At 73.4% G+C, this 14689-nt stretch carries 10 protein-coding genes; all 10 read right to left on the reverse strand.

Going from position 1 to position 14689, the window contains the following annotated elements; all coding sequences use genetic code 11:
• Nucleotides 1–94 precede the first annotated feature (94 nt).
• The 10 genes from ligA to ACIPYS_RS10000 all read right to left on the reverse strand — a co-directional run bounded on the left by ligA (nucleotide 95) and on the right by ACIPYS_RS10000 (nucleotide 14627).
• Nucleotides 95–2557 (reverse strand): NAD-dependent DNA ligase LigA, encoded by a 2463-nt coding sequence (gene ligA, locus ACIPYS_RS09955; protein ID WP_400745460.1) that lies wholly within the window; start codon nucleotides 2555–2557, stop codon nucleotides 95–97.
• A gap of 24 nt (nucleotides 2558–2581) precedes the next feature.
• Entirely contained in the window at nucleotides 2582–3610 is a 1029-nt protein-coding gene (locus ACIPYS_RS09960; protein WP_400745233.1) for a methionine synthase, read from the reverse strand.
• A gap of 111 nt (nucleotides 3611–3721) precedes the next feature.
• On the reverse strand, nucleotides 3722–6088 hold the full coding sequence (locus ACIPYS_RS09965) for a right-handed parallel beta-helix repeat-containing protein (RefSeq protein WP_400745235.1): 2367 nt from the start codon (nucleotides 6086–6088) through the stop codon (nucleotides 3722–3724).
• A 184-nt stretch (nucleotides 6089–6272) separates the two neighbouring features.
• On the reverse strand, nucleotides 6273–8621 hold the full coding sequence (locus ACIPYS_RS09970; protein WP_400745237.1) for a hypothetical protein: 2349 nt from the start codon (nucleotides 8619–8621) through the stop codon (nucleotides 6273–6275).
• Nucleotides 8622–8830: 209 nt separating this feature from the next.
• The gene (locus tag ACIPYS_RS09975; RefSeq protein WP_093860435.1) at nucleotides 8831–10138 is read right to left on the reverse strand and encodes a hypothetical protein; all 1308 of its coding nucleotides are present in this window, start codon (nucleotides 10136–10138) and stop codon (nucleotides 8831–8833) included.
• Nucleotides 10139–10303: 165 nt separating this feature from the next.
• The gene (locus ACIPYS_RS09980) at nucleotides 10304–10993 is read right to left on the reverse strand and encodes an SDR family oxidoreductase (RefSeq protein ID WP_400745238.1); all 690 of its coding nucleotides are present in this window, start codon (nucleotides 10991–10993) and stop codon (nucleotides 10304–10306) included.
• A gap of 13 nt (nucleotides 10994–11006) precedes the next feature.
• Nucleotides 11007–11531 carry a TIGR00730 family Rossman fold protein gene (locus ACIPYS_RS09985; protein ID WP_093860437.1) on the reverse strand — a complete coding sequence of 175 codons (525 nt, stop codon included), beginning with the start codon at nucleotides 11529–11531 and terminating at the stop codon, nucleotides 11007–11009.
• A 44-nt stretch (nucleotides 11532–11575) separates the two neighbouring features.
• The gene (locus ACIPYS_RS09990; protein ID WP_400745240.1) at nucleotides 11576–12145 is read right to left on the reverse strand and encodes a Uma2 family endonuclease; all 570 of its coding nucleotides are present in this window, start codon (nucleotides 12143–12145) and stop codon (nucleotides 11576–11578) included.
• 97 nt (nucleotides 12146–12242) lie between these two features.
• On the reverse strand, nucleotides 12243–13382 hold the full coding sequence (gene mnmA / locus ACIPYS_RS09995) for a tRNA 2-thiouridine(34) synthase MnmA (RefSeq protein WP_173862055.1): 1140 nt from the start codon (nucleotides 13380–13382) through the stop codon (nucleotides 12243–12245).
• A gap of 63 nt (nucleotides 13383–13445) precedes the next feature.
• On the reverse strand, nucleotides 13446–14627 hold the full coding sequence (locus ACIPYS_RS10000; protein WP_093860442.1) for a cysteine desulfurase family protein: 1182 nt from the start codon (nucleotides 14625–14627) through the stop codon (nucleotides 13446–13448).
• Nucleotides 14628–14689 lie beyond the last annotated feature (62 nt).

The following is a 14689-nucleotide window of genomic DNA, read 5'->3' on the forward strand; positions in this document are numbered from 1 at the left end:
GCACAGTGTCACGATGCCCGCTATCACTGTGCGGCACCCGATGACGTTGCATCAGGACGATAACAAGCCGGATTCGGGGCTTCCGCGCGCGGGGTCAGCCCTCGGCGCCCTCCTCGACGGGCGCCGCGGCGGCCTCGGCGCCGGCCCCGGCGGCGGCCGGTGCCCCCACCTCGGGATCCTTCGCCGCGACGGCCTCCCCGGCGTCCGCCGCCTCACCCCCGGCGGTGTCCCCGGCGGTGTCCCCGGCGTCCTCGGCAGTGCTCCTGGCGGCGGCCTTCTTCCGGGCCGGCGCCTTCTTCGCCGGCTCCTCCGGCGGCTCCGCCGGCAGCCCCAGGTGGACCCGGGCGGCGGCCGACCCCTGCTCCAGCAGGATCGTGAAGCCCGCGTCGTCGAGGACCGGCAGCCCCAGCTGAACGGCCTTGTCGTACTTGGACCCGGGATTGTCGCCCGCGACCACGAAGTGGGTCTTCTTCGACACCGAACCGGTCACCTTCGCGCCCCGCGAGGTCAGCGCCTCCTTGGCACCGTCCCGGGTGTGCCCGGCCAGGGTGCCGGTGACGACGACGGTCAGCCCCTCCAGCGGGCGCTCGCCCTCCTCCTCGGCGGCCTCCTCGGTGAAGCGGACCCCGGCGGCACGCCACTTCTCGACGATCTCCCGGTGCCAATCCACCTGGTACCACTCGACGATCGAACGCGCGGTGCCCGCGCCGACCCCCTCGGTGGCGGCCAGCCGCTCCTCGCTCGCCGCGAAGATCGCGTCCAGGTCGCGGAACTCGCGGGCCAGGTCCTGGGCGGCGACCGGGCCGACGTGCCGGATCGAGAGGCCGTTGAGGAAGCGCCAGAGCGGGCGGTCCTTGGCCTTCTCGATGTTCTCCAGCATCAGCCCGGTGTTCTTCTTCGGCGCACCGGCGGTGGTGGCGAAGAAGAACACCTCCTTCTCCTCGCCGGTCTCGTCGTCCAGCTTCGGCATACCGGTCTTCTGGTCGCGCACCAGCACCTTGATCGGCAGCAGCCGCTCCACCGTCAGACCGAAGATGTCGCCCTCGTTCCCCACCGGCGCCTCGACCGGCTCCAGCGGCTGGGTCAGCGCGGTGGCGGCGACATAACCGAGGCCCTCGATGTCCAGCGCCGAGCGCCCGCCGAGGAAGGCGATCCGCTCCCGGATCTGAGCCGGGCAGTACTGGGCGTTGGGGCAGCGCAGGTCGATGTCCCCCTCCGCCATCGGCCGCAGGCCGGTGCCGCACTCGGGGCAGTGCGAGGGCATCACGAACGCCTCTTCGGTGCCGTCCCGCAGGTCGTACACCGGTCCGAGGATCTCCGGGATCACGTCACCGGCCTTGCGCAGCACCACGGTGTCGCCGAGCAGGACGTCCTTGGCCTTGACCACGTCCTGGTTGTGCAGGGTCGCGTACTGCACCATCGAACCGGCCACCTTCACCGGCTCGGCCAGCACCGCGTACGGGGTGGCCCGGCCGGTGCGGCCGATCCCGACCTTGATCGCGGCGAGCTTCCCGGTGACCTCCTCCGGCGGGTACTTCCAGGCGATCGCCCAGCGCGGGGACTTCGAGGTGGAGCCGAGCCGGCCCTGCAGGGCGATCTCGTCCACCTTGACCACCACACCGTCGATCTCGTGCTCGACCGAGTGCCGCTGCTCGCCGAAGTGCGCGACGAACTCCCGCACCTCCGCCAGCGTGCCGACCACCCGGTTGTGCCGCGCGGTCGGCAGGCCCCAGCCGCGCAGCAGGTCGTAGGCGTGCGACTGGTTGTCGATGTCGAAGCCGACCCTGGCACCGATGCCGTGCACCACCATCCGCAGCGGGCGGGAGGCGGTGATCAGCGGGTCCTTCTGGCGCAGCGAGCCGGCCGCGGCGTTCCTCGGGTTCATGAACAGCCGGATCATCGCCCGGGGCCGCTTGCCCTCCTTGGCGCGCTCCTCGTTCTCCAGCCGGCGGCGCTCGTTCTCCTCCGCGAAGGAGGCGTTGAGCGCCTCGAACGCCTCGGTCGGGAAGTAGACCTCGCCCCGGATCTCGACCAGCTCGGGCACGTCCTCGCCGGTCAGCCGGTGCGGGATCTCCTGGATGGTGCGGACGTTGGCGGTGATGTCCTCGCCGACCCGGCCGTCGCCCCGGGTCGCCGCCTGCGTCAACCGGCCGTTCTCGTAGGTGAGGTTGACGGCCAGGCCGTCCACCTTCAGCTCGCACAGGTAGTGGTACTCGATCCCGGCCAGCTCGGCGGCGACCCGCTCGGCCCAGGCGGCGAGCTCCTCGTCGTCCATCGCGTTGTCCAGGCTGAGCAACCGTTCGCGGTGCTCGACCGGGGCGAACAGCAGGGTCGGCGCGCCGCCGACCCGCTGCGAGGGCGACTCCGGGGTGACCAGGGCGGGGTGCTCCGCCTCCAGCCCCTCCAGCTCGCGCATCAGCGCGTCGAACTCGGCGTCGCTGACGACCGGCGCGTCCTGCTCGTAGTAACGGGCCCGGTGGTCCGTGATCTCGGCGGCCAGCTCGGCGTGCCGCTTGCGCACCTCCGCCGGAACGTCCTCCCAGCCCTCGACAGCCACCACCGCAAGCCCTCCGTCAATCTCTCATTCCGGGTTGTCCACCAGGCTCCTGGCCGCGTTCACACTGAGTGACAGCGCCCGGCGCGCGTGGTCCGGGGAGGCCCCGGCCAGCCCGCAGGTGGGCGTCACCAGTACACGGCGGCCGAGCAGCTCGGGGGCGAACCCGAGCCTGCGCCACAACGCCCTGACACCCTGGACACTACCGGCCGGGTCCGACAGTGCCGTTGATTGAGCGAGCGCCCGCTCGGTGGACGGGACGACACCCGCGAGGATCATGGTGCCGGCCTCGACCGTCTCCCCGAGCTCCTCGTCCTCACGCTCGGTCAGCAGCGAGAAGTCCAGCGAGACACCGGCGACCCCGGCCCGGCGCAGCAGCGGCAGCGGCACCCGGGGCGCGCAGCAGTGCACCACCACGGGCGCGTCCAGGGCGCCGATCACGTCCCGCAGGGCCTCCTCGGCGAGCTGCCGGTCGACGGAGCGCAGCCGCTGGAAGCCACTCGCCGTCCGCACCTCGCCGGCCAGCACGGCGGGCAGCGAGGGCTCGTCCAGCTGGAGCACCACCTCCGCGCCCGGCACCCGGCGGCGGACCTCGGCGAGGTGGCGGCGCAGGCCCTCGGTGAGCGAACCGGCGATGTCCCGGCAGGCGCCGGGATCGGCGAGCGCCTTCTCGCCGTACTTGAGCTCGATCGAGGCGGCCAGCGTCCACGGCCCCACCGCCTGCACCTTCAGCGCGCCGGTGTACCCCTGGGTGAACTCCTCCAGCGCGTCGAGGTCCTCGCCGAGCCAGGAGTGCGCCCGCCGGGTGTCCCGGCCCGGACGGTCGGCGAAGCGCCAGCCGCTCGGCTCGATCTGCGCGAACAGCTCTACCAGCAGCCCGGCGGAACGGCCGATCATGTCGGCGCCCGGCCCCCGGGCGGGGAGTTCGGGGAGGAACGGCAGGTGCTCCAGCGCGCCGGTGGAGGTCCTGGCGGCCTCCCGGGCGTCGGTGCCGGGCAGCGATCCGACGCCGGTGGCGGCGCCGACCAGGTCGGGGAAGGGAAGTCCGTTGCTCACGGCGGAAGCCTATGGGGTCGGGAACGCCGACGGCCCCGGCACCGGGCGCGGGGCTCGGTGGCGGGGCCGTGGCACCGGGTCCCGGCGGCGGGTGCCGCCGGGACGCCCGGGTCAGTAGGTCTGGATCCCGAACAGGTCCACGATGATGTGGACGGGTGCGGCGCTCGCGTTGCGGACGGTGATGTGGCCCTCGTTCACCTTCACCACCACCTGGTTGGCGACGGTCTCCCCGGCCTGGAAGTTGAGGTTGGAGACGGCCGGCATGAGCTCGTTGCCCGGGTAGACGGTCAGGTGGCCGTCGGTGCCGGGCTCGGTGACGGTGACGTTGAGGGTCGCCGCGGCGATGTTCGGCGCGACGATCTCGACGTCCAGCGCGTCGAAGGCCCCGACGGTGCCGGCCGGGCGCGGGCAGCAACCGGTGCCGAAGTCCTGGCGGGTGTCCATGACCCGCCCCGGGCCGGTCGGGGTGAAGGTCAGCCGGCCCTCGGCGCTGTAGTAGCCGGCCAGGTCGGCGATCACGTGCACGGTGCCGCCGGAGGAGTTGTAGAACGACACCTTGCCGTCCTTCACCGGCACCGTGACCAGGTTCGGGACGGTCCGGCCCGCGGTCCAGTTGAGGCTGGAGCTCTGCGGAAGCCCGGTGCCGTGCGGGTAGACCCGGAGGTGGCCGTCCTCGGTCGGGTCGGTCACCGTGACGTTCATCGTCACGGCCGTCACGCCCTCCGGGGGCGCCCCGCCCTCGCCGGCGACCTGGAGGTCCACCTGGCCGAAGGCCGGGACGGCCTGCCAGTCGGGGACGCCGACCCCCACCCGGGTGTCCAGCAGCCGGGACGGGCTGAGCGGGTGGAAGAGGTCGCCCTTGGCGCCGTAGTGGCCGGCCAGGTCGGCGATCACGTGCACGGTACCGCCGGAGTGGTTGTAGAACGACACCTTGCCGTCCTTCACCGGGACGGTCACCTGGTTGGCGAGGGTCCGTCCGGCCGTCCAGTTGAGGTTGGAGGTGTCCGGGCGCTCCGCGCCGTGCGGGTAGACCCGGAGGTGGCCGTTCTCGGTCGGCCCGGTCACCGTGACGTTCATCGTCACGGCCGTCACCCCGCTCGCCGGGATGCCGGCCACACCCGCGACCTGGAGGTCCACCTGGCCGAAGGCCGGCACGGCCTCGGTGCCGGGGACGCCGACCGCCTCCCGGGTGTCCAGCAGCCGGGTCGGGCCGGCAGGGGTGAAGACGCTGCCGAAGTCGTGGCTCTCGACGGCGCCGCGGTCGCGGTAGCCCTTGCCGGTGCCGGTGTTGCGCACCGTCGGGTCGTCCGCGGGGGCCTGACCGGTCTGGTCCACCGGGAGCATCCCGGGGGCCGTCTCGTCGGCCGAATCGATCGACGCCGACTGCGGGCCGTCCGGGCTGTGCGGCTCGTAGATCTTCGCCACGAAGTCGTGCGCGCCCTGGCCGCTGGCGGCGGTGAACTCGGGCCGGGTCGGGAAGTCCGCGTCGGCCCAGCGGTACGGCGAGCCGCCGCCGCGCGGGTCGACCACGTTGTAGTCGACGGCGGTGCCGGCGGTCGCGGTCGGGGCGACGGCGATGCCGGTGGCCGCGGCGGTGTCGGCGCAGCGATCGGCCTGGGCCCGCGCGGTGTCGACCACGTTGTTCTTGACCACCGCGCCGGCCGAGGCCCCGGCCAGTGCGATGCCCGTGGTGCACTCGGCGAGGACCGTGTTGCTGACGACGACCGTGCCCGGTGCGCCGTCGACCAGGACCGAGGCCGGGGCGGCGTCGGTCGAGACCCTGTTGGTGGTCAGTACCGTCCCGGTGGAGCCGCCGTCGACGGTGATGCCCGGCTTGTCGGAGGTGCCGTTCGCGGCGCCGCGGGCGAAGGTGACCTGGCGGGAGCCGTTGGTGATCCGCAGGGTGTTGTACGCGCCGACGGCGGTGAACTTCACCCGGTTCCCGCCGTCGACCGTGACGCTCGGTGCCGGCGAGTTGGTGAGCACGCCCAGGTTCTCGAACTCGACGAACTCGGCGCCGCGGACGGTGAGGCCGTTCGACGGGCCCTCCACCGAGCCGATCAGCACCGAGTTCTGCGAGTTGACGTCATGGGGCCGACCGCGGAACACGATGGGCGCACCCTGGCGGCCGGAGCGCGTGATCACCAGCTCTTCGGGATAGGTCCCCCAGGCGATCTCGACCGTCTGGCCGGCGGACGCGACGGCCGCGGCGGCCGCCACGGTGCAGAGCGGCCTGGCCTGGGTGCCGCCGGTGGTGTCGCTGCAGCCGGGCGCACGGTCGACGTAGAGCGTTGCGGCGGCGGCGGACGCGCCGCCCGTCGTGACGGCGGGAAGCCCGACCGTCGCGAGCAGCGTCAGGCCGACGGCCAGCGCGGCGCGGGTTCCGGGCGTGCGGGATCCGGGCGTGCGGGATCCGGGCGTGCGGGATCCGGGCGTGCGGGATCTGGGCGTGCGGGATCTGGCGATGTCTTTCGACATGAGAATTCCCCCTGTGAGTCGCGGCCGGAGGCCGCGGTTCCGGCCCTGCTCACCGAGCGGAGGTGGAGGGCGTACGGATCATTCCACAGGGTGGCCGACGCGTCATCAGGCATCTTGCGGCAGCGGCCCCGTACCGAGCGGTAGCTCGGTACGGGGCCGCCGGAGGGTGCGGACCGGGTGACGGTCAGTAGCTCTCGGTCCCGCTGGAGTCGACCACGAAGTGCGCCGGCGCGTCGCTCGCGTTGTACAGCACGACCGAGTTGCCGCTCGGATTGACCGGCACCACGGCCTGGTTGGCGACGGTCTGCCCGGCCTCGAAGTTGAGCGTGGAGGTGTCCGGGACCGGTCCGACGCCGGAGTACGCCGTGAGGTGGCCCGCGGCGCCCGGCTCGGTCACCGTGATGTTCAGGGTCGCCGAGGCCGGGTAGCTCCCGCCGTTCACGAAGACGGTCAGGGAACCCCAGGCCGGGACGGTGCCCGCCGGGCGGTAGTAGGGACGGCCCCAGCTCTGCCGGGTGTCCATGATCCGCGACGGCCCGCCCGGGTAGAACGCGACCCGGCCCTCGGCGCTGTGGTAGCCCGCCAGGTCGGCGATCAGGTGCACGGTGCCGCCGGAACGGTTGTAGAACGACACCTTGCCGTCCTTCACCGGCACCGTCACCAGGTTGGCGACGGTCCGGCCGGCCGTCCAGTTGAGGTTCGAGGTCTCCGGCGCGGCGCCGCCGTGCGGGTAGACCGTCAGATGGCCGTCCTGCTCCGGCTCGGTGACCGTCACGTTCATCGTCACCGCCGTGGCCCCGGTGGCCGGCACCCCGGCCACACCGGCGACCGGCAGCTCCAGCGTGCCGAAGGCCGGCACCGCCTGCGCCGACGGGACCCCGATCGGCGCCCGGGTGTCCAGCAGCCGGGTCGGGCCCTGCTGGTGGAAGAGGTCACCCTTCGGGCTGTAGTAGCCCGCCAGGTCCGCGATCAGGTGCACCGTGCCGCCCGAGTGGTTCCAGAACGACACCTTGCCGTCCTTCACCGGCACCGTCACCTGGTTCGGCACCGTCCGGCCGCCCGTCCAGTTGAGGGTGGAGACGCCCGGCCGGTCCTGGCCGTGCGGGTACACCGTCAGGTCGCCGTCCTGGGTGGGGTCGGTGGCCGTCACGGTCAGCGTCACCGCGGTGACACCGGTCGCCGGGACCCCGGCCACCCCCGTGACCGGCAGGTCGAGCGTGCCCCCGGCCGGAACCGCCTGCGTGGACGGGACCCCGATCGCCTCCCGGGTGTCCAGCAGCCGCACCGGGCCCGCCGGCGTGTACGCGCTGCCCACGGTCAGGTACTCCTGCGCGCCCCGGTCCCGGGTGCCGCCGCCGGTACCGGTGTTGGGCAGCGTCGGGTCGTCCACCTGGGCCTTGCCCTGGCGGTCGGTGGGGAGCATGCCGGGGGCGTTCTCGTCGGCCGAGTCGATCAGGTGGTTGACCGGCCGGTCCGGCCCGCGCCAGAAGGTCGTGGGCGAGACGAAGTCGTGCGCGCCCTGGCCGCTGGCCGCCGTGAACGACGGCTGGTCGGCGTAGTCGGCGCCGGCCCACCGGTAGGGCGTGCCGCCGCTGCGCGAGTCGACGACGTTGTAGTCCGCCTTCGTCCCGGCGACGGCGCTCGCGGCGACCGTGATGCCGGTCGCCATGTAGCTCCAGGTGTCGCACGGCGAATCGATGTCGCGCCCCGCGTTCACGGCGTTGTTCTCGACCGTGGCACCGCCCGAGGCTCCCGTCAGCACGATGCCCGGGGAGCAGGAGCCGAGGGTGCTGTTGGCGACCACCACGGTGTTCGGTGCCCCGTCGACCAGGACGGCCGGGTGGTCCTCGCCGGCGCTGGAGACGACGTAGTTGGTACTGACGACGGTCCCGGTCGAACCGCCGTCGACCGTGACGGCCGCGCCCTGCGCACCCCAGAGGCCGGCCCGGGCGTAACGCACCCGCTCGGAGCCGCCGGTGATCCGCACGCCGGTGCCGCCGGTGCCGCTGACCCCGGTGAAGGAGACGTCCCGCGCCCCGTCGGCCAGCACGACCGGCCGTCCGGCGGCCGCGTCGACCTCCAGGTACTCGAACACGACGTAGCGGGCGCCCCGGACGGTGAGGCCGCCCCCGGGGTGGGCGGAGGACCCGATCACGGCGCTGCCGCCGTACCCCGGCTCGTACGGCGACGGGCCGCGGAAGGTGATCGGCGCCCCGGCCGTACCGGAGCGGGTGACCGTCAGATCGGTCTCCTCGTACTGGCCCCTGGCGATCTCGACCGTCTGCCCCGGCCCGGCCACCGCCGCCGCGGCGGCGATGTGGCAGTAGGGGACGCTCCTGGTGCCGGGACCGCCGTCGGCGCAGCCGGCCGCGGTGTTGTCGACGTAGAGCGTGGTGACGGCGGCCTGCGCGCCGCCCGCGGCGACGGCCGGGAGGCCGAGCGTCCCGAGCAGCGTCGCGCCGACGGCCAGCGCGGTGCGGGCTCTGGTTCCGGTGCTGGTTCCGGTGCTGGTTCTGGTGCGAAGTCTGGGCATGGAGTTCCCCCTGACGGACCTGTGGTCCGGTGCCGTGTCCTGCCCTCCGACCCCGGTCGGCCCCGGAGGACGCACGGATAATGCCACAGTCGGGCGCCCCCGAACCACGCGGGCCCGTGCTCCGCCCGGACACCCCGTCACGCGGCGGCCCCGGCACCGAGCACGGATGCTCGGCGCCGGGGCCGCGGGGTGGGGCGAGGTGGGACCGGTCAGGGTCGGTACGTGCCGTAGCGGTCGACCACGATGTGCACCGGGGCGCCACTGGCGTTGAAGAACGTCGTCACGCTGCTGCCCTGCTTCGTCGGGACCACGACCTGGTTGGCGACCGTGTCGCCGGGGCCGAAGTTGAGGGCGGACGTGTCGGGGCGCGGGCTGGTCTGCGGGTACACCTTGAGGTGCCCTTCGGCGCCCGGCCCGGTCACCGTGACGTTCAGGGTCGTCGCGGACTCGGAGCTGCCCCAGGACGCGTCGACGGTCAGGGTGCCCCAGGCCGGAACGACACCCTCGTTGCGGTACTGCGGGCGGCCCCAGGACTTCCGGGTGTCCATGATCCGGGCCGGCCCGTACGGGTAGAAGGCCGCGCCGCCGTCGGCGCTGTAGTGGCCCGCCAGGTCCGCGATCACCTGCACCGTCCCGCCGGAGTGGTTGTAGAACGACACCTTGCCGTCCTTCACCGGCACCGTCACCAGGCCGGCGACGGTCCGGCCCGCCGTCCAGTTCAGGTTCGAGGTGCCCGGCACCGGGTCGCCGTGCGGGTGGACCGTCAGATGGCCGTCCTGCTCGGGCTCGGTGACCGTCACGTTCATCGTCACCGCCGTGACCCCGGTGGCCGGCACCCCGGCCACGCCCGCGACCGGCAGCTCCAGCGTGCCGAAGGCCGGCACCGCCCGGGCCTGCGGCACCCCGACCGGCCCCCGGGTGTCCAGCACCCGGACCGGCTCCTGCGCGTGGAAGAGGGCGCCCGTGGCGCTGTAGTAGCCGACCAGGTCGGCGATCACGTGCACCGTCCCGCCGGAGTGGTTGTCGAACGACACCTTGCCGTCCTTCACCGCCACCGTCACCTGGTTCGGCACCGTCCGGCCCGCCGCCCAGTTCAGGGTGGAGGTGGTCTCCGCCTCGCCGAGCAGCGAGGAGGGGTTCGTCCACACGTAGCCGAACGGGCGCACCAGGAGGTTGCCGTCCTGCGTCGGATCGGTCGCGGTGACGGTCATCGTCACCGCCGTCACACCCTCCAGCGGCACCCCGGCCACCCCCGTGACCGGCAGGTCGACCGTCCCCCACGGTGCCACGGCCAGCGCCGACGGGACCCCGGTCCCCTCCCGGGTGTCCAGCAGCCGCACCGGGCCGACCGGCGTGTAGCCGCTGCCGGTGGCGGCTGCCGCCGACCGGTCCTGCACCGTGCTGTCGGCCTGGAGCGGGCCGGACGCGGCGTGCGCGCCGACCGTGCCGACGACCGGCAGGCCGACCGTGCCCAGCAGTGTCGCGCCGACGGCCAGCGCGGTACGAAGCTTGTACATTTCAAATCCCCCCGACAGGCCGATGGCCTGACTATGCATCAATTCTCCGTGCCCGGAAGGGCCGAGAACGAACGGACACCTCCAGGGACGGCCCTCGCCCCGTCGTGGTTGCACCGCTCGGAAGATCGGGACGCCGGACCTTCCGGCGCCCCGATCGCGGGCCCCCTACCGGCCCGGACGGACCGTGATGTCGGTGATCTCGGCGTCCCGGGAGGCGTCCAGCGCCGCCAGCACCGCCTTCGCCACCGACTCCGGTTCGATCCACTGGCCGGCGTCGTACTCCTTGCCCTCCTGCTGGTGCACCTTGACCTGCATCGCGGTGGCGGTGCGGCCCGGGTAGACCGAGGTGACCCGTACGCCGTTGCCGTGCTCCTCCAGCCGCAGCGAGTCGGCGAGGGCCTTCAGCCCGTGCTTGCTGGCCGCGTACGCCGACCAGTCGGCGCTCGCCCGCAGCCCGGCACCGGAGTTGACGAACACCACGTGGCCCTTGGCCAGCCGCACCGAGGGCAGCAGCAGCCGGGTCAGCTCGGCGGGGGCGACCAGGTTGACGTTCAGGGTGTCCTGCCAGGCCTTGACCGGCAGCTCGCCGACCGGGGCCAGCTCGACCGTGCCCGCCACGTGCAGCAGCGAGTCCAGCTCGACCGGCGGCGTCTGGTGCCCGAGGGCCCAGGAGAGCTTCGCCGGGTCCGCGAGGTCGCCGACCAGGGTGCGGGCGCCGGGGAAGCGCTCGCGCAGCTCGGCGGCCCGGCGGGCGTCGCGGGCCAGCAGCCAGAGCTCGTCCCCGCGCTCGGCGAGACGGGCGGCGAGGACGGCGCCGATGCCGGAGCCGGCACCGGTGATCAGATGAGAGGCCATGACCGTGATCCTCTCAGCCCTTGAGCTGTTCGAAGACCTGGGCCGGGGTGTCGGCGAAGGTGATCAGCTCGGGCAGCGGACGGGGCAGGAAGCCCTCGGTGTCCATCCGCTCCAGTTGCGTGCGCAGCCCCGCGTAGAAACCCTCGGTGTCCAGCACCACCACCGGCTTGTCGTGCAGCGCGTGCTTCTTCAGCTCCAGCACCTCGGTGACCTCGTCCAGGGTGCCCAAGCCGCCGACCAGGACGACGACCGCGTCCGCGCGCGCCAGCAGCTTCGCCTTGCGCTCGGCGAGGTCGGCGGTGGTGATCAGCTCGTCGGCCCCGTCGTACGCCTTGTGCTTCAGGAACTCGACCGAGATCCCGACCAGCCGGCCCCCGGCGTCCTTCACCCCGTCGGCGAGCAGGCCCATCAGCCCGGCGTTGGAGCCGCCCCACACCAGTGTGTGCCCGCCCTCCCCGAGCAGACGGGCGAATTCGGCGGCGGGAAGGGAGTAGCGGTCGTCGAGCGAGTACGCGGAGCAGAAAACGGTGATGTTCATAGTGCTCCCGGTCTATCACGCCGCCCCGCCCCCGCTCACCGCCATTACTCCCCGGAGCGGTCCTCGTACGGCACCAGCGCCGCGAGCCCCAGGGTGAAGCCGAACGGCTCCGGGATGCAGATCCCCTCGCCGAACTTCCGGTCGCTGCGGGTGTGGTAGCGGTCGTGGTCGGGCTCGGAGAACAGCGTCACCGTCCGCTCGCGCGGGTCCACGATCAGGTAGAGCGGGATCCGCATCACGGCGTAGTCGTGCAGCTTGTCCATCCAGTCGTTGCCCGGACTGGATGGCGAAACAACCTCGACCGCGATCAACGCCTCGGCAGCGGGGGCGCGGTTACCCGGCGCCGACAGCACCTCCACCGGCAGGTAGGTGAGGTCCGGACCGCGCCCCGCCGAACCGTCGGGAGCGACGATCACCGCGCGTTCGGTCGGCACGTACCCCTCGGGTTCGTGCTGCTCGAACTGCCGCCGCACCTGGGCGAGGTTGAGCTGGTGCAGGTTCGACGGCGCCGCCTGGACGACGAGCGCGTCGCCGGACCACTCGATCCGGACGCCGTCCGGCGCGGTCCGCTCCAGTTCCTCGACGAAGGAGCGGTGCTGCTCGTAGAAGCCCATGCCGTCCCTCCTCGGTACCTCGGTCGTGTCCGCCAACCACTAGCCAAGCAGATACCGGCCGCCATGGGCCGCGTACGGGCAACGGCGGCTCCCGGGCTCAGGCGTTGACGGCCGGGCGGTGCGTCGTCGCGATGGTGGCGGAGCCGACGACGCGGGTGCCGTCGTAGAGGACGACGGCCTGGCCGGGGGCGATGCCGCGGGCGGGGGTGTCGAGCTCGACGCGGAGGGTGTCGCCGGTGACCGAGGCGCTGACCGGGACCTCCTCGCCGTGGGCGCGCAGCTGGGCGGTGTAGCGGCCGTCGGCGAGCGGCTCGGTGCCGCACCAGCGCGGGCGGATGGCCGTGAGGCCGGTGACGTCGAGGCCCTCGACCGGGCCGACGGTGACGGTGTTGTTCACCGGGGAGATGTCCAGCACGTAGCGCGGCTTGCCGTCGGCGGCCGGGCGGCCGATCCGCAGGCCCTTGCGCTGGCCGATGGTGAAGCCGTAGGCGCCGTCGTGCTCGCCGAGCTTGGTGCCGTCGACGTCCAGGATGTCGCCGGTGGCGGTGCCGAGGTGCTGGGCCAGGAAGCCCTGGGTGTCGCCGTCGGCGATGAAGCAGATGTCGTGCGAGTCGGGCTTCTTGGCGACGGCCAGGCCGCGCCGCTCGGCCTCCTCGCGGATGACGTCCTTGGTGGTGTCGCCGAGCGGGAAGAGGGAGTGGGCGAGCTGGTCGGCGTCGAGCACGCCGAGCACGTAGGACTGGTCCTTGGCCGCGTCGACGGCCCGGTGCAGTTCGCGGGAGCCGTCCGCCAGGTCGACGATCCGGGCGTAGTGGCCGGTGCAGACGGCGTCGAAGCCGAGGGCGATCGCCTTGTCCAGCAGCGCCGCGAACTTGATCTTCTCGTTGCAGCGCAGGCACGGATTGGGGGTGCGCCCGGCCGCGTACTCGGCCACGAAGTCGTCGATGACGTCCTCGCGGAAGCGCTCGGCGAGGTCCCAGACGTAGAACGGGATGCCGATCACGTCGGCCGCGCGGCGGGCGTCCCGGGAGTCCTCGAGGGTGCAGCAGCCGCGCGCGCCGGTGCGGAAGGACTGCGGGTTGCTGGACAGCGCCAGGTGCACGCCGGTCACCTCGTGGCCGGCCTCGACGGCGCGGGCGGCGGCGACGGCGGAGTCCACCCCGCCGGACATCGCGGCGAGCACACGCAGGCGGCCGGTGGTGGACGGAGCGGTGGGGGCACCCGGGAAGTCAGTCATGATGACAACAAGCGTACGTGGTGCCGCCCGGCATTCCGCCGGGACTTCTCCCCCGGGGCGGGCTCAGCGCCGGACGGCCGCGAGACCGGCGTTGCGGGCGCGCTGGACGGCCGGGGCGATGGCCTCCGCGAGGGCGGTGACGTCCTCGCGGGTGGACGTGTGGCCGAGCGAGAACCGCAGCGAGGCCCGGGCGAGCAGCGGGTCGACGCCCATCGCCAGCAGCACGTGGCTGGGCTGCGGGACGCCGGCCGAGCAGGCCGAGCCGGTGGAGCACTCGATGCCGCGGGCGTCGAGCAGCATCAGCAGCGCGTCGCCCTCGCAGCCGGGGAAGGAGAAGTGCGCGTTGGCGGGCAGCCGTCCCTCCCCCGCCGGGTCGCCGTTGAGCACCGCGTCGGGGACGGCGGCGAGCACGGTCGCGACCAGTTCGTCCCGCAGCGCGCCGAGGGCCAGGGCGTGCTCCTCGCGGCGTTCGACGGCGATGGCCGCGGCGGCCGCGAACCCGGCGGCGGCGGGTGCGTCGAGGGTGCCGGAGCGGACGTCGCGCTCCTGGCCGCCGCCGTGCAGCAGCGGGACGGGCGTGGCACCGCGCGACAGCAGCAGCGCGCCGATGCCGAACGGGCCGCCGATCTTGTGGCCGGTGACGGTGAGCGCGGTGAGCCCGGAACCGGCGAAGGAGACCGGCACCTGGCCGAGCGCCTGCACCGCGTCGGCGTGCATCGGGATGCCGTACTCCGAGGCGACGGCGGCGAGTTCGGCGACCGGCTGGACGGTGCCGACCTCGTTGTTGGCCCACATGACGGTGACCAGGGCCACCGAGGCGGGGTCGCGTTCGATCGCCTCGCGCAGCGCCGCCGGGTGCACCCGACCGAGCGCGTCCACCGGCAGGTAGTCGACCGTGGCGCCCTCGTGCTCGGCGAGCCAGTGCACCGCGTCCAGCACCGCGTGGTGCTCGACGGGGCTGCACAGCACCCGGGTGCGGGCCGGGTCGGCGCCGCGGCGGGCCCAGTACAGGCCCTTGACCGCCAGGTTGTCGGACTCGGTGCCGCCGCCGGTGAGCACGATCTCGCTGGGCCGGGCGCCGAGCGACTCGGCGAGCGACTCGCGGGCCTCCTCGACCACCCGGCGGGCCCGGCGGCCGGCCGCGTGCAGGGAGGAGGCGTTGCCGACGACCCCCAGGTGCGCCGTCATCGCGGCGATCGCCTCGGGCAGCATCGGCGTGGTCGCCGCATGGTCCAGGTATGGCATAACCATGCGATTGTAGTGGCCCTCCGGCCTGCACCGGACCGGCGTACCCGGCACGGCCGGGC

The organism is Kitasatospora sp. NPDC089913, from assembly GCF_044748625.1.
GTDB lineage: Bacteria > Actinomycetota > Actinomycetes > Streptomycetales > Streptomycetaceae > Kitasatospora.

Excerpts from the sequence above, each read along its gene's own strand:
- ACIPYS_RS10000 (WP_093860442.1), bottom strand. The coding sequence starts at position 14,627 with ATGCCATACCTGGACCATGCGGCGACCACGCCGATGCTGCCCGAGGCG.
- ACIPYS_RS09965 (WP_400745235.1), bottom strand. The coding sequence starts at position 6,088 with ATGTCGAAAGACATCGCCAGATCCCGCACGCCCAGATCCCGCACGCCC.
- ACIPYS_RS09990 (WP_400745240.1), bottom strand. The coding sequence starts at position 12,145 with ATGGGCTTCTACGAGCAGCACCGCTCCTTCGTCGAGGAACTGGAGCGG.
- ACIPYS_RS09970 (WP_400745237.1), bottom strand. The coding sequence starts at position 8,621 with ATGCCCAGACTTCGCACCAGAACCAGCACCGGAACCAGCACCGGAACC.
- ACIPYS_RS09975 (WP_093860435.1), bottom strand. The coding sequence starts at position 10,138 with ATGTACAAGCTTCGTACCGCGCTGGCCGTCGGCGCGACACTGCTGGGC.
- mnmA (WP_173862055.1), bottom strand. The coding sequence starts at position 13,382 with ATGACTGACTTCCCGGGTGCCCCCACCGCTCCGTCCACCACCGGCCGC.
- ACIPYS_RS09985 (WP_093860437.1), bottom strand. The coding sequence starts at position 11,531 with ATGAACATCACCGTTTTCTGCTCCGCGTACTCGCTCGACGACCGCTAC.
- ACIPYS_RS09980 (WP_400745238.1), bottom strand. The coding sequence starts at position 10,993 with ATGGCCTCTCATCTGATCACCGGTGCCGGCTCCGGCATCGGCGCCGTC.